16 protein-coding genes are annotated in these 21,334 nt (G+C 67.8%); 6 read left to right on the forward strand and 10 right to left on the reverse strand.

The genetic code is table 11. The features are described 5' to 3' along the window. Nucleotides 1–34: 34 nt before the first annotated feature. The 3 genes from gltB (at nucleotide 35) to JZ791_RS00675 (ending at nucleotide 7,568) form a co-directional block, all read left to right on the forward strand. Complete coding sequence (gene gltB, locus JZ791_RS00665; RefSeq protein ID WP_216892093.1) at nucleotides 35–4,732, forward strand: glutamate synthase large subunit; 4,698 nt, start codon at nucleotides 35–37, stop codon at nucleotides 4,730–4,732. A gap of 125 nt (nucleotides 4,733–4,857) precedes the next feature. Then, nucleotides 4,858–6,327 (forward strand): glutamate synthase subunit beta, encoded by a 1,470-nt coding sequence (locus tag JZ791_RS00670; RefSeq protein ID WP_216892094.1) that lies wholly within the window; start codon nucleotides 4,858–4,860, stop codon nucleotides 6,325–6,327. 329 nt (nucleotides 6,328–6,656) lie between these two features. Then, a complete protein-coding gene (locus tag JZ791_RS00675) occupies nucleotides 6,657–7,568 on the forward strand; it encodes a cutinase family protein (RefSeq protein WP_216892184.1) in 912 nt (303 codons plus the stop codon). A gap of 82 nt (nucleotides 7,569–7,650) precedes the next feature. Here the strand turns inward: JZ791_RS00675 and JZ791_RS00680 are convergent, their stop codons facing one another. The 4 genes from JZ791_RS00680 to lysX all read right to left on the reverse strand — a co-directional run bounded on the left by JZ791_RS00680 (nucleotide 7,651) and on the right by lysX (nucleotide 12,807). Then, complete coding sequence (locus JZ791_RS00680; RefSeq protein WP_216892095.1) at nucleotides 7,651–8,052, reverse strand: hypothetical protein; 402 nt, start codon at nucleotides 8,050–8,052, stop codon at nucleotides 7,651–7,653. A gap of 279 nt (nucleotides 8,053–8,331) precedes the next feature. Then, nucleotides 8,332–8,646, reverse strand: coding sequence for a hypothetical protein (locus JZ791_RS00685; RefSeq protein ID WP_216892096.1), 315 nt, complete (start codon nucleotides 8,644–8,646; stop codon nucleotides 8,332–8,334). Nucleotides 8,647–8,768: 122 nt separating this feature from the next. After that, the gene (locus JZ791_RS00690) at nucleotides 8,769–9,464 is read right to left on the reverse strand and encodes a histidine phosphatase family protein (protein ID WP_216892097.1); all 696 of its coding nucleotides are present in this window, start codon (nucleotides 9,462–9,464) and stop codon (nucleotides 8,769–8,771) included. A gap of 70 nt (nucleotides 9,465–9,534) precedes the next feature. Next, nucleotides 9,535–12,807, reverse strand: a complete 3,273-nt coding sequence (lysX, locus tag JZ791_RS00695; RefSeq protein ID WP_308162692.1) for a bifunctional lysylphosphatidylglycerol synthetase/lysine--tRNA ligase LysX — start codon at nucleotides 12,805–12,807, stop codon at nucleotides 9,535–9,537. A 238-nt stretch (nucleotides 12,808–13,045) separates the two neighbouring features. On the opposite strand from lysX, the gene JZ791_RS00700 reads away from it, so the two are divergent. After that, complete coding sequence (locus tag JZ791_RS00700) at nucleotides 13,046–13,264, forward strand: RNA-binding S4 domain-containing protein (RefSeq protein WP_216892099.1); 219 nt, start codon at nucleotides 13,046–13,048, stop codon at nucleotides 13,262–13,264. A gap of 18 nt (nucleotides 13,265–13,282) precedes the next feature. Here JZ791_RS00700 and rraA read toward each other — a convergent pair whose 3' ends face one another. The 6 genes from rraA to JZ791_RS00730 all read right to left on the reverse strand — a co-directional run bounded on the left by rraA (nucleotide 13,283) and on the right by JZ791_RS00730 (nucleotide 17,328). Then, nucleotides 13,283–13,768 carry a ribonuclease E activity regulator RraA gene (gene rraA, locus JZ791_RS00705; protein WP_216892100.1) on the reverse strand — a complete coding sequence of 162 codons (486 nt, stop codon included), beginning with the start codon at nucleotides 13,766–13,768 and terminating at the stop codon, nucleotides 13,283–13,285. Between the two features lie 120 nt (nucleotides 13,769–13,888). After that, nucleotides 13,889–14,830: a CopD family protein gene (locus JZ791_RS00710; RefSeq protein WP_438804471.1), complete on the reverse strand. Its 942-nt coding sequence runs from the start codon at nucleotides 14,828–14,830 to the stop codon at nucleotides 13,889–13,891. A gap of 18 nt (nucleotides 14,831–14,848) precedes the next feature. Then, nucleotides 14,849–15,388: a copper resistance CopC family protein gene (locus JZ791_RS00715; protein ID WP_216892101.1), complete on the reverse strand. Its 540-nt coding sequence runs from the start codon at nucleotides 15,386–15,388 to the stop codon at nucleotides 14,849–14,851. Then, nucleotides 15,385–16,035, reverse strand: coding sequence for a YcnI family protein (locus JZ791_RS00720; protein WP_216892102.1), 651 nt, complete (start codon nucleotides 16,033–16,035; stop codon nucleotides 15,385–15,387). The genes JZ791_RS00715 and JZ791_RS00720 overlap by 4 nt, the downstream gene beginning before the upstream one ends. Nucleotides 16,036–16,076: 41 nt before the next feature. Then, entirely contained in the window at nucleotides 16,077–16,607 is a 531-nt protein-coding gene (locus JZ791_RS00725) for a hypothetical protein (RefSeq protein ID WP_216892103.1), read from the reverse strand. A 79-nt stretch (nucleotides 16,608–16,686) separates the two neighbouring features. Further along, on the reverse strand, nucleotides 16,687–17,328 hold the full coding sequence (locus JZ791_RS00730; protein WP_216892186.1) for a DUF6474 family protein: 642 nt from the start codon (nucleotides 17,326–17,328) through the stop codon (nucleotides 16,687–16,689). A gap of 266 nt (nucleotides 17,329–17,594) precedes the next feature. Here JZ791_RS00730 and JZ791_RS00735 point away from each other — a divergent pair, with 266 nt between their 5' ends. Together JZ791_RS00735 and htpG are read left to right on the forward strand one after the other, a co-directional pair. Continuing rightward, nucleotides 17,595–19,289 carry a TM0106 family RecB-like putative nuclease gene (locus JZ791_RS00735; RefSeq protein ID WP_308162693.1) on the forward strand — a complete coding sequence of 565 codons (1,695 nt, stop codon included), beginning with the start codon at nucleotides 17,595–17,597 and terminating at the stop codon, nucleotides 19,287–19,289. A gap of 39 nt (nucleotides 19,290–19,328) precedes the next feature. Next, entirely contained in the window at nucleotides 19,329–21,287 is a 1,959-nt protein-coding gene (gene htpG / locus JZ791_RS00740) for a molecular chaperone HtpG (protein WP_216892105.1), read from the forward strand. Nucleotides 21,288–21,334: the final 47 nt, after the last annotated feature.

Genomic DNA, 21,334 nt, shown 5'->3' on the forward strand with positions numbered 1-21,334 from the left:
ATTTCATCGAAGGCCTGATTTTGAAGGCAGAGGCATGACGCAACTTCCTGGCCATAGGTCACCCGGACAGACCGGGCTCTACGACCCGGCGAACGAACACGACGCCTGCGGCGTCGCGTTCGTCGTCGACATGCACGGCCGCCGCAGCCGCGACATCGTCGACAAGGCAATTACGGCATTGCTGAACCTGGAACACCGAGGCGCCGCCGGCGCCGAGGTGAACAGCGGTGACGGCGCGGGCATTCTCATCCAGCTGCCCGACGCGTTCTTCCGGGCCGTGCTGGCGGACGAGGGCGCCACGTTCGAGTTGCCGCCCGAGGGTTCGTACGCCACCGGCATCGCCTTCCTGCCGCAGGCCCGCCGCGAGGCCGCCCGCGCCTGCTACGGCGTGGAGAAGATCGTCAGGGAAGAGGGCCTGGTCGTACTCGGCTGGCGCGAGGTCCCGGTCGACGAGTCCTCGCTCGGCGCGCTGGCCCGCGACGCCATGCCGACGTTCCGCCAGATCTTCATTGCCTCGCCCAGCAGTGCCGATGGCCGCTCCGCAAGCTCCGCGGGTACCGACGAGCAGCTGACCGGCATGGACCTGGACCGCCGTGCCTACGTCGTGCGCAAGCGGATCGAGCACGAACTCGGTCAAGCCGGTCCCGGGGAAGGCGCGGTCGGCCGCGAGACCGTGTACTTCCCTAGTCTGTCGGCGCAGACCTTCGTCTACAAGGGCATGTTCACCACCCCGCAGCTGCGGGCGTTCTACCTGGACCTGCAGGACGAGCGCGTGGAGTCCGCACTGGGCATCGTGCACTCGCGCTTCTCCACCAACACCTTCCCGTCCTGGCCGCTGGCCCACCCGTACCGTCGCGTGGCGCACAACGGCGAGATCAACACCGTCACCGGCAACGAGAACTGGATGCGCGCCCGCGAGGCGCTGCTGAAGTCCGAGGTCTTCGGCATCGACGAGCAGGGCCGCAACCGGCTGGAGAAGATCTTCCCGGTCTGCACCCCCGGCGCGTCGGACACCGCGCGCTTCGACGAGGTGCTCGAGCTGCTGCATCTGGGCGGGCGCAGCCTGCCGCACGCCGTGCTGATGATGATCCCGGAGGCGTGGGAGCGGCAGGAGGCGATGGATCCGGCGCGGCGCGCCTTCTATCGCTACCACTCGTTCATGATGGAGCCGTGGGACGGCCCCGCCTCGGTGTGCTTCACCGACGGCACGGTGGTCGGCGCGGTGCTCGACCGCAACGGCCTGCGTCCCTCACGCGTATGGGTCACCGACGACGGCCTGGTCATCATGGCCTCGGAGGTCGGCGTGCTCGACATCGAGCCGTCCAAGATCGTCCGTAAGACCCGGCTGCAGCCCGGCCGCATGTTCCTGGTCGACACCTCCAAGGGCCGCATCATCGGTGACGAGGAGATCAAGACCCAACTCGCCGGCGAGCACCCGTACCAGGAATGGCTGGACGACGGCCCGACCAAGCTGTCCGACCTGCCCGACCGCGCGCACGAGCATATGGTGCACGACCGGGTGAAGATCCGGCAGCAGATCTTCGGATACTCCATCGAGGATCTGAACCTGCTGTTGTCGCCGATGGCGACCACCGGCGGTGAGGCCCTGGGCTCGATGGGCACCGACACCCCGATCGCGGTGCTGTCCGCGCGTCCGCGACTGCTGTTCGACTACTTCTCGCAGCTGTTCGCGCAGGTGACCAACCCGCCGCTGGACGCCATCCGTGAGGAGGTCGTCACCAGCCTGCGCAGCATGATCGGACCCGAGGACGATCTGCTGCATCCCAGCCCGGACTCCTGTCGTCAGATCACGCTGACCCAGCCGATTCTGGACAACGACGAGCTGTCCAAGCTCGTGCACATCAACGACGACGGCACACGCCCCAACCTGCGCTCGGTCGTCGTGCGCGGCCTGTACCCGGTGAAAAAGGGCGGCAAGGGCCTGCGCAGGGCCTTGCAGGCGATCAACGAGCAGGTCTCCTCGGCCATCGATGGCGGGGCCACCGTCATCGTGCTGTCCGACCGTGAGTCCAACGAGAAGCTCGCGCCGATCCCGTCGCTGCTGGTCACCGCGTCGGTGCACCATCACCTGGTGCGCGAGCGCACCCGTACCAAGGTCGGCCTTGTGGTCGAGGCCGGTGACGCCCGCGAGGTGCATCACATGGCCCTGCTGATCGGCTTCGGCGCCGCCGCGATCAACCCGTACATGGCCTTCGAGTCGCTCGAAGACATGCTCGAGCGCGGCGCGCTGCATATGCCGAACCCCTCCGGGCAGCTGTGCGACGACTACGACCTGGCGGTCAAGAACTACATCAAGGGCGCCGGTAAGGGCGTGCTGAAGGTGATGTCCAAGATGGGCATCTCCACCATCGCCTCCTACCGCGGCGCGCAGTTGTTCCAGGTCGTCGGCCTGTCTCAGGAGCTGTGCGACAGGTACTTCACCGGCCTGCGCTCGCCGCTGGACGGCATCGGGCTCGAGGAGATCGCCGGCGAGGTCGCCGCGCGGCACCGGATCGCCTTCCTGGAGAACACGAACGAGCGCGCGCATCGCGAGCTCGAGATCAGCGGCGAATACCAGTGGCGGCGCGAGGGCGAGTACCACCTGTTCAACCCGGACACGGTGTTCAAGCTGCAGCACGCCACCCGCAGCGGTCAGTACAAGATCTTCAAGGAATACACCAAGCTGGTCGACGATCAGTCCGAGCGGCTGGCCTCGCTGCGCGGTCTGTTCAAGTTCCGCGGCGGCGAGCGCAACCCGATTCCGATCGATCTGGTCGAGCCCGCCGCGAACATCGTGAAGCGGTTCTCCACCGGCGCGATGAGCTACGGCTCGATCTCCGCCGAGGCGCACGAGACCCTGGCGATCGCCATGAACCGCCTCGGCGGCCGGTCGAACTCCGGCGAGGGCGGCGAGTCGGTGACCCGCTTCGAGCCGGAGGAGAACGGCGACTGGCGGCGCAGTGCGATCAAGCAGGTGGCCTCGGGCCGCTTCGGCGTGACCGCGCACTACCTCACCAACTGCACCGATATCCAGATCAAGATGGCTCAGGGCGCCAAGCCGGGCGAGGGCGGTCAGCTGCCCGCGCACAAGGTGTACCCGTGGGTCGCCGAGGTACGGCATTCGACGCCGGGCGTCGGGCTGATCTCGCCGCCGCCGCATCACGACATCTACTCGATCGAGGATCTCGCTCAGCTGATCCACGATCTGAAGAACGCGAATCCACAGGCTCGGATTCACGTGAAACTTGTTGCCGAGCCGGGGGTAGGGACGGTCGCGGCTGGAGTCTCCAAGGCCCATGCCGATGTCGTGCTGATCTCCGGCCACGACGGCGGCACCGGCGCCTCGCCGCTGACCTCGCTCAAGCACGCGGGCGGCCCCTGGGAGCTCGGCCTGGCCGAGACTCAGCAGACGCTGCTGCTGAACGGTCTGCGTGACCGGATCGTCGTGCAGGTCGACGGCCAGATGAAGACCGGCCGTGATGTCATGATCGCCGCGCTGCTCGGCGCCGAGGAGTTCGGCTTCGCGACCGCGCCGCTGGTGGTGTCCGGCTGCATCATGATGCGGGTGTGCCACCTGGACACCTGTCCGGTGGGTGTAGCCACGCAGAACCCGGTGCTGCGCGAGCGGTTCACGGGTAAGCCGGAATTCGTCGAGAACTTCATGCTGTTCATCGCCGAGGAGGTGCGCGAATACCTGGCCTCGCTGGGCTTCCGCACCCTCGACGAGGCCATCGGCCGGGTCGACATGCTCGACACCACCCGGGCCAAGGAGGAATGGAAGGCGGCCAAGCTCGACCTGTCGCCGATCCTGGACGACGTCGAGACGGCGTTCATGTACCAGGACCGCCGCAACACCAAGGGCCAGGACCACGGCCTGGACAAGGCGCTGGACAACGAGCTCATCGCCCAGTCCGCCGACGCCCTCGAGCGGGGTAAGCAGGTCAAGTTCGAGACCAAGATCACGAACGTGAACCGGACCGTCGGTACCATGCTCGGCCACGAGGTGACCAAGCTGTACGGCGGCGCGGGCCTGCCCGACGACACCATCGACATCACCTTCACCGGTTCGGCGGGCAACAGCTTCGGCGCGTTCGTCCCGGCCGGCATCACGCTGCGGGTGTTCGGCGATGCGAACGACTACGTCGGCAAGGGCCTGTCCGGCGGCCACCTGGTGGTGCGCCCGTCGCTCAACGCCCCGGCCGAATTCGTGGCCGAGCAGAACATCATCGCGGGCAACGTGATCCTGTTCGGCGCCACCAGCGGTGAGGCATTCATCCGCGGTGTGGTCGGCGAGCGGTTCGCGGTGCGCAACTCCGGGGCGACCGCGGTGGTCGAGGGCGTGGGCGATCACGGCTGCGAGTACATGACCGGCGGCAAGGTCGTCATCCTCGGTGATACCGGGCGCAACTTCGGCGCCGGCATGTCCGGCGGTGTCGCGTACATCTACGACCCGGACGGCACCTTCGACAAGCGGGTGTCGCCCGAACAGGCCGATGCGGTCGAAGAGCTGTCGGGTGACGATTTCACCTGGCTGCACGAGACCGTCGCACGCCACCGCGAGCAGACGGGTTCGGTGGTGGCCGAGCGCATTCTGAGCGATTGGTCACAGCAGGTGACACATTTCGTGAAGGTCATGCCGCGGGACTACAAGAAGGTTCTGCTGGCCATCTCGGAGGCCGAGAAGGCCGGGCGTGACGTGGGCGAGGCCATCATGGAGGCCGCGCGTGGGTAACCGAGTCGAGTCGCCCGTGGCGGACCATCACATGTATTTCGATCGTGCGCGGACACTGCTGACTGACGCGCGACGCACCGGAACCAGAGGGTGCGCCGAGCTGGCGCGGAAGTCGGGAGTCGAGAATGGGTGACGCACAGGGATTTCTGAAGCACACCAAGCGTGAGCTGCCCACGCGGCGGCCGGTGCCGCTGCGGCTGATGGACTGGAAAGAGGTCTACGAGGAGAATTTCTCGCAGGACACCTTGCGTGCGCAGGCCAGCCGCTGCATGGACTGCGGTATTCCGTTCTGTCACAACGGCTGTCCGCTGGGTAACCTGATTCCCGAGTGGAACGACCTGGTCTACAAGGGTCGCTGGCGCGAGGGCATCGACCGGCTGCACGCGACCAACAACTTCCCTGAGTTCACCGGGCGGCTGTGCCCCGCGCCGTGCGAATCGTCCTGCGTGCTGGGCATCAACCAGGACGCGGTGACCATCAAGCAGGTCGAGGTCGAGCTCATCGAGAACGCCTTCGACGCCGGCTGGGTGACCCCGGTCTATCCGACCCGCCTGACCGGCAAGAAGGTCGCCGTTGTCGGCTCGGGTCCGGCTGGTCTGGCCGCGGCGCAGCAGCTGACCCGCGCCGGTCACACCGTGACGGTGTTCGAGCGCGCGGACCGCATCGGCGGCCTGCTGCGCTACGGCATTCCGGAATTCAAGATGGAGAAGCGCTTCATCGACCGTCGCGTCGCGCAGATGCAGGCCGAGGGCACCATCTTCAAGGCCGGCGTGAACGTGGGCGAGGACATCACGGCCGCGCAGCTGCGCGAGCGGTTCGACGCGGTGGTGCTGGCCGGTGGCTCGACCATCGCGCGCGATCTGCCGGTGCCCGGCCGCGACCTGGACGGCATCCATCAGGCGATGGAGTTCCTGCCGCTGTCCAACCGTGTGCAGCTGGGCGACCCGATCACCGACGCGGACGGCCTGCCGCCGATTCACGCCAGGGACAAGAAGGTCGTCATCATCGGCGGCGGCGACACCGGCGCGGACTGCCTGGGCACCTCGCACCGCCAGGGCGCGGCCAGCGTGCACCAGTTCGAGATCATGCCGCGTCCACCGGAGCAGCGCGCCGACTCCACCCCGTGGCCGACCTACCCGCTGATGTACCGGGTGTCCTCGGCACACGAGGAGGGCGGCGAGCGCGTGTACTCGGTCAACACCGAGCGCTTCGTCGGCGAGGACGGCAAGGTGACCGGACTGCAGGCGCACGAGGTGCAGATGGTGAACGGCCGCTTCGAGAAGATCGAGGGCACCGACTTCACCCTCGAGGCCGATCTGGTGCTGCTGGCCATGGGCTTCACCGGCCCGCAGAAGCCCGGACTGCTCGAGGATCTGGGTGTCGGCTACGACCAGCGCGGCAACGTCAAGCGCGACAAGGACTTCCAGACCACCGTCCCGGGCGTGTTCGTGGCCGGTGATATGGGTCGCGGTCAGTCGCTGATCGTGTGGGCCATCGCCGAGGGGCGCTCGGCCGCCGCGGCCGCGGACAGGTTCCTCGAGGGCGAGTCGGCGTTGCCGTCGCCGATCGTGCCCACGACGGTCGCCCAGCGGTAGGAAGGCCGGAACTCCGACGATGCCCGCGCGTGATACGCGCGGGCATCGTCTGTTATCTGTCCGAATTTCATTCGTGATTCGTCCGGTTTCGGGCGTCGGATCGAGGGAATCCTGAGTATTCCGACCTCCGAATGGCTTCCGCGCGCCGGTACATTTACTCTTGATCACGGTGTGGTGTCGAGGCAGGCGTACGGCTGTTACCAGGTGCACAGGAGTTCGGGAAGATTGTTCGTCTCTGGTTCACCAGGCTGCAAGCAGGTGCCTACACCATCGTGAAGTCGTCGGGATGTGCCCACCTGGGCGGGCTGGAACTGGAGCACTGGAACAGTATGCGGTTGAAAAGGATTGCCGCGGCTGCGGCAGCAGTAGCACTGTCGGGTTTGTCCGGCGTGGTGTTGAGCAGCGGGTCTGCCGCCGCGGACCCGGGCTGCCCGAACCTATACGTGGTCGCGATCCCGGGTACCTGGGAGACCGGTCAGGACAAGCATGAGCACATGACCGGCCCCGGCATGCTCGCCGGTGTCACGCATGGCCTACCCAGCGGTACACGCGTCGACTACGTGGACTACCCCGCCACGGCCTTCCCGTGGGAGGGCGACATCTACGGCAAGTCGAAGCAGATCGCCGTCAACCATGCCAACGGCATGATCCACGCGATGGGCACGCAGTGCCCGGCGACGAAGATCGCCATCGTCGGTTACAGCCAGGGCGCCGATGCGGCCGGAGACGTCGCCGCCAATATCGGCACGGGCCTGGGCGCCGTCACGCCGAACCGGATCTCCGGCGTCGGCCTGATTTCCGATCCGCGGCGTTCGCCCACCGATGTGCAGGTCGGCCCGCCGGCCGGTGGCGCGGGTGCCAGCGGTCCGCGGCCAGGTGGGTTCGGATTCCTGAGCGACCGGGTGCGCACCATCTGCGATCCCAAGGATCTGTACTGCTCCACCAAGTCCGATGATTTCATCACGCGATTCGCCGGCTTCCTCACCGAGACCTCGGATCCGAACCCGGCCAACATGTGGCGGTATCAGCTCGAGGCCGGCTCGATCATCGGAGATCTGATGTCCAGGGGCGGGATCGGGACATTGCAGTCCCAGCTCACCCAGGGCGCGAACAAGGAGCGGGTGCAGCAGCTGGAGAAGTTCTACGGGTCCGGGGCGCACACCTCGTACGGCTACTACGACGTGGGCGGCGGTCAGTCCGCGACCTCGTGGATGCACCACTGGCTCGCGGGCATGGCTTAATCAGCTACAACGTCACGAAAGGGGCCACTCCCGGCTGGGAGTGGCCCCTTCGCGTTCTAACGGGACAAGCGATCCGTCGGGATTAGGCCGAACCGGTGGGCATCCACGGCGCCGGGCCGGGGCCCTGCGGTCCCGGACCACCGTGCCACGGGCCCTGCGGTCCCGGGCCGCCGTGCCACGGGCCGTGGTCTCCCGGGCCACCGGGCCCACCGGGGCCGGGATGACCCGGGCCTCCCGGGAAACCGGGGCCGCCGGGGTGACCCGGGCCGCCGGGGCCACCGGGTCCACCCGGACCCGGGTTGCAGGGGCCGGGGCCGCCGCAGCCGCCGGGGCCGGAGTTGTGCCAGTCGACCGAGGAGGCGCTAGGGGTCGCGGCGAAGGCCGGGACCGCGATGGCGGCCACTGGCACCGCGGCCAGGGCTCCGACCAGGGCAACCCGGCCGACGAGGCGGCGGGTGCGAGTTGACTTTGCGTTGGACAGCAACGTCTTACCTTTCAGGGGAGGTACCGCGCCGCCTTCTTCGGCGGCTGGTAAATATCATTCAAATCACACTTGCTAGGTGCGCCGTGAGTCCAAGCTGGCAATGAGCTGGGACCGGGGTATGCGCCCGCTGTAGTGATCCTGTTCAGGAAATATGTTCTGGCACATCAAATCTCGATAGGACGACCCTCCGCATATGGACAAGGCCGCTCCCGATGACGGGAGCGGCCACCCGGTCGATCGGTGACCGTGTCGTCGTCGGTCACCGATCACAGCGGGTTCCTATCCAGCGGATCCGGTCTCGAAGGGGGGTGCCCACTGGCCGCCGCCCCAGCCGCCGCCGCCGTGGTGCCAGTCGCCGCCGTGGTGCCAGTCACCGTGATTCCCGCCCCCGTGGTCCCAGCCACCGCCGCCCGGCCAGCCGCCGTGGTCGTCGTGATGACGCCAGTCGATCTGGGTGGCGGACGGTGCGGTGGCGACGGTATCGGCCAGGGCCGGGCCGGCCACTGCCGCCAGCGGGACGACGGCCAGGGCGCCGGCGATGGCGACCCGGGCGGCGATGCGCCGCGAACGGGTTGAGTTCCTTGTGGTGAGCAACGAGCTGCCTTTCTCTGGAGAACATGAGTCCGGACTGAGCGACTCACGGCACCTCATCCAACGATCGAACTCTAAGACCGTGATCCGCTCACTCTGTTAAACCGCTCAGAATTCAGCGTTCGTTACGCCCCCGAGAGATTGCGTGGCAGCAAATCCCACACATGCCCGTTCTCGTTGACGGTGGCTACGGTGCGATGACCTGTGCGGGAGTAGAGAATTCGTGTGATCGAACAATAATCGATCGGGAAAGTGAGCGGGCGCTCGAGACCCAGCACATGCTGCAACATTATGTTGATCACCCCGCCGTGTGCGAAGGCGACAACGGTATCCGAATGCTCCGCGTCGGCCACGATCTCGACGATGGCGGACGAAACCCGCTGAAAAAATGCGGAACCGTCGACCTGATCGGGCAGGTACCCGGCCTTGATCCGCCGATACACCATGGCGGTAGCGTCCTGCGCGGCGTCGGCTGCGGGATCGTTACCGTGCGCTTGCGCCGAGTCTGCTCGCGCCGCCGCTCGCCGTGCGTCCTCGATCGGCACATAGGTCAGCAGATCCCGGTCGTACTCGGCCAGGCCGTCCAGCACATCCACGGGCAGGCCCAGTGTCGCGGCCGTCGGCGCGGCGGTCTCCCGGGCACGCCGCTGCGGACTGCTCACCACGCGCACGACGCGATGATCGGCGACCCCGAGCCGCGCGATGGCCTCCGGAACGCGGCCGGCCTGCTGCACCCCGACCTCGGTCAGACCGGGGTCCGCGGGACCCGAGGTGGTGAGGATTCGCTCCGGCTGGGCATGACGCACGAGAACAAGCTGCACCTGTCCACTGTGCCGTATCGGCTCGTCGCGGCCGACACCCGCCTCTCGCGGACGGGCGGGGCCGGTGAACTCAGGTGCGCGGCTTGACCAGTGGGAAGGGCAGGGTTTCCCGGATGCTGCGGCCGGTGATCAACATCACCACCCGGTCGACGCCGACGCCCAGACCGCCGGTCGGGGGCATGGCGTGCTCGAGGGACTGCAGGAAGTCCTCGTCCAGTTCCATCGCCTCCGGATCGCCGCCGGCGGCCAGCAGCGACTGCTCGGTGAGCCGCCGGCGCTGCTCGATCGGGTTGGTCAGCTCGCTGTACGCGGTGCCCAGTTCCACGCCCCACGCCACCAGATCCCAGCGCTCGGCCACGCCCTCGATGCTGCGATGCTGGCGGGTCAGCGGCGAGACCGAGGTGGGGAAGTCGGTGTAGAACGTGGGCGCCTGGGTGTGCTCCTCGACCAGATGCTCGTACATCTCCAGCACGATCTGGCCGCAGTCCCAGCCGAACTGGTAGGGCACCCCGGCTTTGTCGCACAGCGCACGCAGCTGTTCGGCGTCGGTCTCGGGTGTGATCGTCTCGCCGAGGGCCTCGGAGATCGCGCTGTGCACGGTCTTGACCGGCCACTCACCCGAGATGTCCACCTCCTCCAGCGAACCGTCCGGATTCGGCCGCAGCGCGACCATCTTCCCGTTCGCCACCAGCGCCGCATCCTGGATGAGCTGGCGGCAGGCGTGCATCATGCGCAGGTAGTCGCTGTGCGCCTCATAGGCTTCCAGAATGGTGAATTCCGGATTGTGGCTGTAGTCCACGCCCTCGTTGCGGAATACCCGGCCGAGTTCGAACACCTTCTCCATACCGCCCACGCACAGCCGCTTCAGATACAGCTCCGGGGCGATGCGCAGGTACAGGTCCAGGTCGTAGGCGTTGATATGGGTCTGGAACGGTGTGGCGTTCGCGCCGCCGTGCACCTGCTGCAGCACCGGTGTCTCGACCTCGAGGAAACCCCAGCCGTTCAACGTGTCCCGCAGCGAGCGCACCACCGCACTGCGCTTGGCCAGCACCTCGCGGGTGTCGGTGTTGATCGCCATGTCGACGTACCGCTGGCGCACCCGGGCTTCGGGATCCGACAGCCCGCGCCACTTGTCCGGCAGCGGGTGCAGGCATTTGCCGATCATCCGCCAGTCCTGGGCCAGCAGCGACAGCTCACCGCGACGGCTCTGCCCGATCTGTCCGCTGACCTCGATCAGGTCGCCGAGGTCGAAGAATTCGTCGAACTCGTCCGAGCGCTGCGCGCCGACCCGGCCGCGGTCGATGAGCAGTTGGATATCGCCGGACCAGTCGCGCAGTACCGCGAAGGTCACCCCGCCGTAATCGCGAATGCGCAGCAGCCGCCCGGCCACGCGGACGGTGGTGCCCTTCGGCGAGCGCCGCGCGCGGTCCACGGTGTGGGTGGGCGGATAGGCGACCGGGTAGGCGTCCAGCCCGGCGGCCTCGAGCCGCTGCACCTTGTCCATGCGCACCCGGACCTGCTCGGGACGCCGCGGACCGGCGTGCTCGAGATCCTCCGGCGGCAGCTCCGGCTCGCTGCCGTCGGAGTGCAGGCCGGTCATGGTCGGCGGCACCGCGGAGCGAATGCCGGTGTGCACCGCCGGATCCGGCTGTTTGCCGAAACGCGGCAGGAACCCCTCGGCCAGGGCGCTGGCAATCGCCACGCGCACCAGATTGCGGCGCTCCTCGAACAACGAGAACCGCGGCACCCACTGCGGCTGATACTTCACATTCGATCGGTACAGCGCCTCGAGCTGCCACCAGCGTGAGAAGAACATCAGCACGCCGCGCCACAGCCGCAGGATCGGACCGGCGCCGATGCGCCCGCCCTCCTCGAACACCGCGCGGAACACCGCGAAGTTCAGCGATACCCGGGTGATGCCGTACTGCTCGGAGGTCAGCGCCAGCTGGGAGATCATGAGCTCCATGACGCCGTTGGGGCCCTTGGGATCCCGGCGCATCAGTTCCAGCGAGACACCGGTGCGTCCCCACGGCACCAGCGAGAGCATGCCGAGCACCCGCTCGTTCGCCTCGCCCATGTGCGACACCGCCTCGACCAGCAGGCAGCAGCCGTCCAGCGGATCGCCCAGGCGGCCGAGGGCCATGGAGAAACCGCGTTCGGTCTCGGTGTCGCGCCACGCGTCCGCGCGCGCGATCACCTGGGCGAAATCCTCGGCCGGGATCTCGTTGTGGCGGCGGATGCGCACGGTGATGCCCTGTTTACGCAGCCGGTTGGTGGCCTGGCGGACCTGCTTCATCTCCGGGCCGGCCAGGGAGAACGTGCGGGTCTCCAGGATCGCCTCGTCACCGAGCCGCAGCGCCGACAGGCCGGCCCGGCGATACGCCTGGGCCCCGAGTTCGCTGGCGCCCATCACCGCAGGTGCCCAACCGTACTGGTCGGCCAGGCGCAGCCAGGCGTCGATCGCCTGCCCCCACGCCTCCTTCATGCCGATCGGGTCGCCCGAGGCCAGGCAGACACCCAGCTCGACCCGGTAGGTGACGGCCGCCTTACCGCTGGGCGCGAAGACCACCGCCTTGTCGCGCCGGGTGGCGAAGTAGCCCAGCGAATCCTCGACATCCGAGCGCTCCAGCAGCCCGCGGATCGCCGATTCGTCCAGACCGGTCAGCGCGTTGGAGGCGCGTTGCGAGCTGAACAGCACCAGGGCGGCCACCAGCACCGCGAGGAAACCGAAGAAGCCCAGCAGCAGATTCACGAAATGCCGTGGCTGACCGTCGAATTGGTCGGTGCTGACCAGGATCGCCGCGGTCACCTTGGACACCGCCCAGCCCGGGCGCTCCCAGCCGCGCGGCAGGGTTCCCGGGAACAGCTCGACCAGACCCCAGCCGAGCAGACATCCGATGGTCAGCCCGCCGGCCAGCACGCCCAGCGCCTTCCACAGCGCACCGCGGCGCACCTGGGTGTAGAACTCGGGCCACGCGACGATCAGCAGCCCGATCACCGCGACATGCACGACCAGCGCGATCAGTGAACTGACGCTGTGCTCGTCGGCGAACTCGAGCGAGTTGGCCACCGCGAACGAGGTCATATAGGCGACCAGCAGCCACCACGCGATCCGCTTGCGGCTCGCGGTCGCGCCGGCGAGCAGGCCGATCATCAGCGCCCAGACCAGCGAGGTCTCCGGCGAGTCGAAGTAGTAGTCGTCGACGTAGTGTCGCGGCACCTGGGTGATGAACCGCAGGCCGGGGGAGATGCTCCACAGCATGCACAGGACCGCGTAGATACCCAGGACCAGGCCCGCCAGGTGCGGGACTTCGCTCAACCGGCCGTGCGCGCGGTGCGGCACCTCGGGCGAGCGCGACGTGTGCTCGGGATCCCGGGGCGGCTGGTCAGCGTTGGAGCGCCGGCGCTTGGACCTCACAGCAGTCGCTGCGCCGGATGTCGATGTCACCGAACCAGTGTGAATGTTGACCTCGCTCGAATGCAGAACGTTGGCAGGCATGTCCGTCCCGACCGGGGGCCCAGGCGGGCCGCCCCGGGGGGCGGATGCGCCGTCGCGGGCGCGGGAAGTAAAGATGTAACCCATGTCGGATCCAGTCGATGTGCCGATCGAAGACGAGGTCATTCGACTCGGGCAGTTCCTGAAGCTGGCCAACCTCATCGAAAGCGGTTCGGAGGCCAAGACAGTTATCGCCGCCGGGCTGGTTCGCGTAAACGATGAGGTCGAGTTGCGCAGAGGTCGTCAGCTACAGCCCGGTGACGTGGTCACCCTCGCCGGACACCGGGCCCGGGTGAGTTCGTAGCTGTTCGGGCCGGGGCGCTCATTCGGCACGCACGACGATTCCGTCGTGGTCGCTGTAGAGCATCTCCCCGGGCACGAACGTCACACCCCCGAATTCGACCGGCACATCGCGCTCGCCCGAACCGGTCTGGGTGCTCTTGCGCGGGTTGGTGCCCAGGGCCTTCAGGCCGATGTCGAGGGTGCGCAGGATCGCCGAATCGCGAACCCCGCCGTTGACCACCACTCCGGACCAGCCGTTGTCGACGCCGCGACCGGCGATGACATCGCCGACCAGTGCGGTATGCACGCTCGCACCGCCGTCGACCACCAGCACCCGGCCCTCGCCCGGCTCACCCAGCGTCTGTTTGACCAGCAGGTTGTCCTGGAAACAGCGGATCGTGACGATCCGGCCGCTGAAGGATTCGAGACCACCGAACTGCGTGAATTGGGTATCGCAGCTGCGAATCTCTGGACCGATCTCGTCGGCGAGGTCCGCGGTAGCGACTATTTTTGCTGATTCGGTCACGGCAGCAAGCTTGCCATGGCGGCCGTCAGTGTTCCCTGAGACCTTTCTGCGAGCTTCCATCGGAAGTGGGCCGAACAGTCGGTTTCGCTGAGGTCGGGATGTTATTGCGGTGTGTCGCGATCACGCCGTTACGGACAACGCCGCGGCCAGGCCGAACACCACCGCGATCACGATCACCTCGCACACCGCGCGCCGCAGCGAGGACTCGGCGGACATCCGATGGTCGGCGGCGACCGGAACCCAGGTGCGCCGCCACCACCAGCCCAGCACGATCAGTCCCGCCAGCAGCACGGCCTTGGCGAGCAGGATGCGCCCATAGCCGGTATCCACCAGGGGCGCCAGCCCACCGAGCTTGACCAGAGCGTTGATCACGCCGCTGACCGTGACCGCGACCACCGCGGGCAGCGCCCAGGAGGAGTACCTGGGCAGTACCTCGGCCCATTCACCCCGGGTGCGCAGCACCAGCGCCAGGGCCAGCAGCACCCCGAACCAGACGGCCGCGGCCAGCACGTGCATGGCCCCGAAGACGGCGCCCAGCATCTGCTGGGACATATGGCCCGTGATCGGCCGCAGCTCGAGCGCGACGGCCGCGAACATCAGCACCAGCTCGATCGCGGCCCGGTCGGGCCGCCGGTAGGCCAGCCCGCTGTATCCGGCGACCACGGCGGCGCCGATCAGGATCGCCACGCCTATCTGGCCGCTGCTGGAATGGGCGATGTAGGCGCCGAATTCCGCTGGGCTGAGCCGGGTTACCCGCACATCGACGACCGCGGCCGCCTCACAGGCCAGCAGCGCGAATTCCAGTGCGGTCCAGATCCCGGCGACCACGGTCAGCTGTTTCCACGGCGGGGCCAGCCGCCGATGCAGCCGAGGAAGCGCCGCCAGGCCGATGACGGTCGCCCCGGCACAGTCGGCCAGGGCCCGCAGCGGCGCTTCACCCTCCATCGGGTCGGGGGCGGCCAACGCCCAGGCCAATCCGGCGCCCAGCAGTGCGGCCGGGACGACCAGCAGCAGTATCGAACGCAGGGCGGTCGAACTGCCGCCGGACGCCTGGCCCACCACGTACTCCTTTACCTCACACTAGGTGCGGGGCTTGCGTTTCCCGCCCAGCAGCGCGATCGCGAGCCCACCGCCGAACAGCACGACCGCGACGACGATGAACACCCACACCGGGATGCCGCCGGAACCGCCGCCGCCGTGTGATTCGGCCGCGGCGCTCGCCTTCGGTCCCGGCGTGCCGTGGCCGGGCACGGTGAGGGTGAAGGTGCGCGTTCCGCTGACCGGATGTCCGTCCGCGGAGGTCACCCGGTAGGCCATCGTGTACTTGCCCGCGGGTCCGAGCGGGCGGACCGCGATGCCGGCGTGCGGGCCGTCGACCACCGGATCGCCCTCGGACCACAGGTTGCCGTCGGGGCCGACCAGGGTCACCGACGGGAAGCTGGGTTGCAGATTCTCGTTGAAGGTGAACGTGACCCGCGCGGGGCCGGTGCTCAGCTGTGCGCCGTCCGGTGGATCCACCGCGATGAGCACCGAATGCGCGCTCGCCGGTCCGGCCGCCAGCACGGCGAAGCCGCCGACCAGCAGCGCGGTGGCGATCGCCGAGAAGAACCGGCGAATCATGCCCGCCGCCCCCGCACGATCGCGCCGAGCCCGAAGGCCGCGCCGAGGGCGCCCAGTACCAGACCGACGCCGCCGAGCCAGCGAGCCGTGTTGTCGGTCTCGGAGGCGGACTTGGTGTTCGACGTCATACCGGCCATGTCGTCATCGGAATCGGCCGCGGCCAGGGTCAGCGACGGCGTCGGATTCTCCGGTTCCTTGCCGTCCGGTCCGGGCTGCTGGTTCCAGGTGACGATCTTGCCGTCGCTGTAGGTCTGCACGGCGGGGAAGGTGGCCCTGTCCTGTTTGGGCAGGGGTGCGACGAGCACGGGGAACAGTTGGAACTGTCCCGGGGAGATGCCCGCGTTCCCCGGATCCGCGGTCCAGGTGACCGTTGTGTACTGGTTCTTGTCGTTCTTGGTCAGGGTTGGGGTCCAGCCCGCCAAGGGCTGGGTGTACGCCTCGTCGACATTCGGCAGGGTGATGCTGAGCTTGGTGGTCGACGCGGTTTCCGATTCGTCCGGGACACGGAAGGTCAGCACCGCGTCGTCGCCCTGGTGCGCGCCCGGCGAGGTGACCTCGACGTGGGCGGCGGCGGTTCCGGCGGCAAGCAGGGCCAGTCCGGCGGCGGCGCCCGTGGCGATGAGGGCGCGCGAAATCACAGTAGGCATAGGTGTATTGCTTTCTCTGTCGGTGAGTTGGTGTCGGCTGATCAGGCCGGCGCCGGCGGCGCGCGCGAGCCGAGGCCCGCTGTGCGGAGAAAGCGGTAGGGACGTCGAGGGGAGCCGGACCATCGGGCCGGACCGGGCGGCACGAGCGGCCGCGGATGTGCCGTGAGTGTCCGGACGGTCTGTGAGGCAAGGGTGTACAGGCGTTCGGTGGCCGTGATCAGCACCGCGCACAACAGGGTCGCGGCGGTGTGCGCGAGGACCATCGGCCCGGACGAGAGCCCCAGCATCGCCGGGAAGTGGCCGAATATGTGGGCGCCGCTGGACGACTCGTGCATCATCGACATCGAGCCGGGCGCGTTCGCGACCGTCATCGCCAGGTGCCCGGTCATCTGCCCGGCGGCCAGGGTGCCCAGCAGGGCCGCCCGCCCGGACATCCCGGCGGGGACCGGTAGCAGGCTCGCGATCGCGCCCACGCCGGCGGCGGTGAGCAGCAGCAGGGTCAGCGCCGCCGATCCCGGATAGCCGCCCCCGGCCAGTCCGTGTGCGGCCGCGGCCAGGGTCGCCACCGTCACGCCGACCACGACACCTCTCAGCGGCCCGGTGCCGCTCGTATTGCCGTGGTCGTACATGGCCTGTCTCGTGAGTTCTTGCTCAGCGCACCCCGAGGCGGGCGAGCACGTCGGCCTCGACGCCGGACAGTTCGTGGGAGATCGAGGTGTGCACCGCGCGGCGGCGCGTCGCGGGCATCTGCTCGGCGGTGCGGATCGCGGCGTTCAGGCTGTCGAGACGGCCGCGCGAGGCGGTGACGAACTTCTGCGTCTCGGCGTCTTTACCGGCCTTGTTCGAGATCTCGGAGAGGGCGGACTCGGCCCCGCTGATGCGGGCCTGGAGCCGAGCGCCGTGACCGGCGAAGTCGCCCAGCTGGTCCACGCCGACGCCGAGCTGATGGGCCCGTCGGGAGTCGATCTGCCCGCGGATGAATGTCGCGGCGCGGTAGGCCAGTGGCGCCAGCACCGGAATCAGTACGCGGGCCACACCGAGATATTTCTTGACCTGCCCGGCGCTGAACAGGTCGCGCTCGGCCTTCTCTGCCACCTTCAGTGCGGCCTTCTCCTCGGCCTTGAGCGTGGTGATCCGCTGCTTGGCCACATCGCGCTCGGTCCGGGCGGCCGCGCGGTCGCGCTTACGTTCGTTGCGCGCGCCGAGCTTGGCCTCCATCTTGGCCTTGTGCACCAGTGCCTTGGCCTCGGCCTTGCGGTCCGCGCGCCGCTTGCGCTTGGTGAACAACCCCACCAACCCCATTGCACCCTCCGTGCTTGTCGTGTTGCGCCGTGCGGCGTCGCGGACCTGACGGACTTGCCGCCCGATTCAAGAAATGTATACCCGAAGCATGTGACAAGCAGCGCGCTGTGTTCGGCGCAGGGCCGTGTTCGTTCCGTGCGGTGCGGTTCACGAGGTTGTCAGGGGGGAGGACCATACTGCTAAGTGTGTATTCGGGCAGTGACGACCGGAATGGTCACGAGGGTAACGGTGATGCGGCACAGCGGCAGGGGGCCGCGGTGCACGAAAAGCTGTCCGAGCGTTCCGATTCCGTTGCCCCTCGCGGGGCTTTCCTCGACGCGCGGTCGCTGATCGGCTGTCGTCACCGGCTGCACCTGACCGCGACCCATCCCGAGATACTGTTCGGTGTGGCAGAGGACACCGGCGTGACACAGCGGCGCGAGGCGGCCGTGGCGCACCGGGAGCATGTGCGCGACACGCTGGTGGCGGCCGATCCGGCGCAGTGGGTGATCATCGATCCGGCGCAGCCGGCCGCGGCGCGGGCCGAGGCGACCATGCGCGCGGCCGCCGAGGCGGTCCCGCGCATCTGGGGTGCGGTGCTGCCGCAGGAGCCGGACACCGGCCGGCGCGGCGGTGCGGAGATCCTGCTGCGCGATCCCGATCGCGGCGGCTACATCCCGGTGATCGTGGTCAATCACAAGGTGACCGATCCCCGGCAGCCCGATCCGGCCGATTTCCATCCCCTGACCTCGGATCTGTACCGCTGGGATCCGCAGCTGGACAGGCATGTGCGCACCCGCCCGCAGCCGCGTGACCAGCAGCGCCTGGCCCATCTCTACCGCATGCTGCAGCGGCACGGCCTGGCCGGCCCCGCCCTGGTCGGTGGCGTGATCGGCCTGGTCGCCGACCGCATCCTCGTGCACGATCTGGGCGCGGTGCTCGACGATTACGACCGCCGCTACGCCGACCGGATCGCGGTGGTGCGCGGCGAGCTGCCGACGGTGCCGTCCAAGGTGCCCGAATGCCGGCAGTGCCCGTGGTGGTCCCGCTCGGGCGCATCCGACACCCCGAGTTGCGAGCGCTGGCTCACCGACCATCGCGATGTGAGCCTGGTGGCGCCGGGCTCGCGCGCGGAACTGCTGCGCCGGCACGATGTGGAGACCGTCGAGGATCTGGCCGGGTGGAGCGGTGAGGATCCCGACGATTGGCAATACGAGCCGTTCATCGAGACCGTCGTCACCGCGCGGGCCTGGATTTCCGGCGCGCCCGTGGTCCGCCGGTTCGAGCAGTTGCGGGTGCGCCGCGCCGACGTCGAGGTGGACGTGGATCTGGAGAGTTACCAGGAGTACGGCGCATATCTGTGGGGCACCCTGCTGGACGGGGTGTACCGGCCGTTCGTCACCTGGGATCCGTTGCCCACCCGCGACGAGGCCCGCTCCTTCGCCGAATTCTGGATCTGGTTGATGAGCGTGCGTGCCGACGCCGCCGCGTCCGGGAAAACCTTTGCCGCCTATTGCTATTCGCGCACAGCCGAGGACAAGTGGCTCTACGAGTCCGCGCGCCGGTTCGCGGGCGAACCGGGCGTGCCGACCGAACAGCAGGTGCGGGATTTCGTGGACAGTCCGGAATGGGTGGACATGTTCCAGGCGGTGTCCGAACAGTTCATCTGCCCGGGCGGCAAGGGCCTGAAGAAGATCGCCCCGGTCGCCGGATTCTCCTGGCGCGATCCCGAGGCGGGCGGCGAGGCGTCGATGAGCTGGTATCGCCTCGCGGTCGGCTACGACGGTGGCGAGGTCGACCTGTCCCAGCGCACCCGGCTGCTGGAATACAACGAGGACGACGTCCGCGCGACGAAGGCCCTGCGCGAATGGATGGTCCCGACCACGCCCGGCGGGCGAAGCGCCGCCGCCGAGGTGCCCAGCGTGGCCGACTTCGGCGGTACGGAGGGCCGGCGGAGCCACCGGGGTGGGTGAGCTCTGCGACCCCGAATATCCCCGACGTATTATCGGCGCGTGACTGAGCACGTCGAACAGCTGGAGTTTCAGGCCGAGACCCATCAGCTTCTTGAACTGATGATCCACTCGGTCTATTCGAACAAAGACACCTTTCTTCGCGAGTTGATCTCCAACGCCTCCGATGCGTTGGACAAGCTGAAGATGGCGTCCTACCAGGACAAAGATCTGGAGGTCGACACCTCCGACCTGCACGTCGAGCTGGAGGTCGACGCCGAGAAGCGGATCCTCACCGTACGCGACAACGGCATCGGCATGAGCAAGGCCGAGGTGGTGGATCTGATCGGCACCCTGGCCAAGTCGGGCACGGCCCAGCTGCGCAAGCAGCTGCTCGAGGCCAAGCCGGATCAGGCGGCCGAGGAGCTGATCGGTCAGTTCGGCATCGGCTTCTACTCGACCTTCATGGTGGCCGACAAGGTCGCGCTGACCACGCGCAAGGCGGGCGAATCCGAGGCCACGCGCTGGGAGTCCGCGGCCGGATCCTCCACTTACACCATCGAGACGCTGGATTCCGCACCGCAGGGCACCGCGGTGTCGCTGCATCTGAAGACGGTCGACGAGGACGATCACCTCTTCGACTACACCAAGGAGTGGAAGCTCCGCGAGATCGTCAAGAAGTACTCCGATTTCATCGCCTGGCCGATTCGCATGCAGGTGGAGCGGACGATTTCCGAGGGCGAGGGGGAGGAGAAGGAAGAGAAGACGGTCCTCGAGGACCAGATTCTCAACTCGCAGAAGGCGCTGTGGACGCGGCCGCGCAGCGAGGTCTCCGACGAGGAGTACAAGGAGTTCTACAAGCACGTCTCGCACGCCTGGGACGATCCGCTGGAGATCATCCCGTTCAAGGCCGAGGGCACGTTCGAATATCAGGCGCTGCTGTTCATCCCCTCGACCGCGCCCTTCGACCTGTTCATGCGCGAGCATCAGCGCGGCGTGCAGCTGTACGTGCGCCGGGTGTTCATCATGGACAACTGCGAGGAGCTGATGCCTGAGTATCTGCGCTTCGTCAAGGGCGTGGTGGACGCGCAGGACCTGTCGCTCAACGTCTCTCGCGAGATCCTGCAGCAGGACCGGCAGATTCAGGCGATCCGCAAGCGTCTGGTGCGCAAGGTGCTCTCCACGGTCAAGGATCTTCAGGGCGCCGAGGACAAGACCAGCTACCAGACATTCTGGAAAGAGTTCGGCCGAGTCCTCAAGGAGGGCCTGCTGAACGACTTCGACAACCGCGAAACCCTGTTGCAGGTCTCGTCTTTCGCCTCGACGCATTCGGACGACCAGCCGACCACGCTGACCGAGTACGTCGAGCGCATGGCCGAGGGCCAAGACAAGATCTTCTACATGACCGGCGAGTCCCGGCACCAGATCGAGGCCTCGCCGCATATGGAGGCCTTCAAGGCCAAGGGGCTCGAGGTGCTGGTACTCACCGACCCGGTCGACGAGATGTGGGTCGGTTCGGTCACCGAATTCGACGGCAAGCAGTTCCAGTCCATTGCCAAGGGCGAGGTGGACCTGGAGTCCGAGGATGAGAAGAAGGAGTCCGAGGCCCTGCGCGAACAGCAGGACAAGGACTTCGGCGACGTGCTGACCTGGCTGCAGAAGGCCCTGGACGACAGCGTCAAACAGGTCCGGCTCAGCTCCAGGCTCACCACCTCCCCGGCCTGCCTGGTCGGTGACGTCTTCGACTTCACCCCGCAGTTGGAGCGGATGTATCGCGCATCCGGACAGGCGCTCCCGGAGACCAAGCGGATCCTGGAACTGAACCCGACCCACCCCCTGGTGACGGGCCTGCGCGACGCGTACTTCCAGAACAAGGACGCCGTCGACTCCGGCAATGCCCCCGAACTCGGCGAGACCGCGGAACTGCTCTACGGCACGGCGGTCCTGGCCGAGGGCGGCGAGCTGAAGGACCCGTCCCACTTCGCCCACATCCTCACCGAGCGGCTCACCCGCACGGTCTGATCACGGCGTTCGGACAGCAAGGCCCGCATCGCACTGTGCGATGCGGG

The organism is Nocardia alni (assembly GCF_019038435.1).
In the GTDB taxonomy this organism is placed as follows: Bacteria; Actinomycetota; Actinomycetes; order Mycobacteriales; family Mycobacteriaceae; genus Nocardia; species Nocardia alni.

Excerpts from the sequence above, each read along its gene's own strand:
- gltB (WP_216892093.1), top strand. The coding sequence starts at position 35 with ATGACGCAACTTCCTGGCCATAGGTCACCCGGACAGACCGGGCTCTAC.
- JZ791_RS00670 (WP_216892094.1), top strand. The coding sequence starts at position 4,858 with ATGGGTGACGCACAGGGATTTCTGAAGCACACCAAGCGTGAGCTGCCC.
- JZ791_RS00675 (WP_216892184.1), top strand. The coding sequence starts at position 6,657 with ATGCGGTTGAAAAGGATTGCCGCGGCTGCGGCAGCAGTAGCACTGTCG.
- JZ791_RS00700 (WP_216892099.1), top strand. The coding sequence starts at position 13,046 with ATGTCGGATCCAGTCGATGTGCCGATCGAAGACGAGGTCATTCGACTC.
- JZ791_RS00715 (WP_216892101.1), bottom strand. The coding sequence starts at position 15,388 with ATGATTCGCCGGTTCTTCTCGGCGATCGCCACCGCGCTGCTGGTCGGC.
- JZ791_RS00720 (WP_216892102.1), bottom strand. The coding sequence starts at position 16,035 with ATGCCTACTGTGATTTCGCGCGCCCTCATCGCCACGGGCGCCGCCGCC.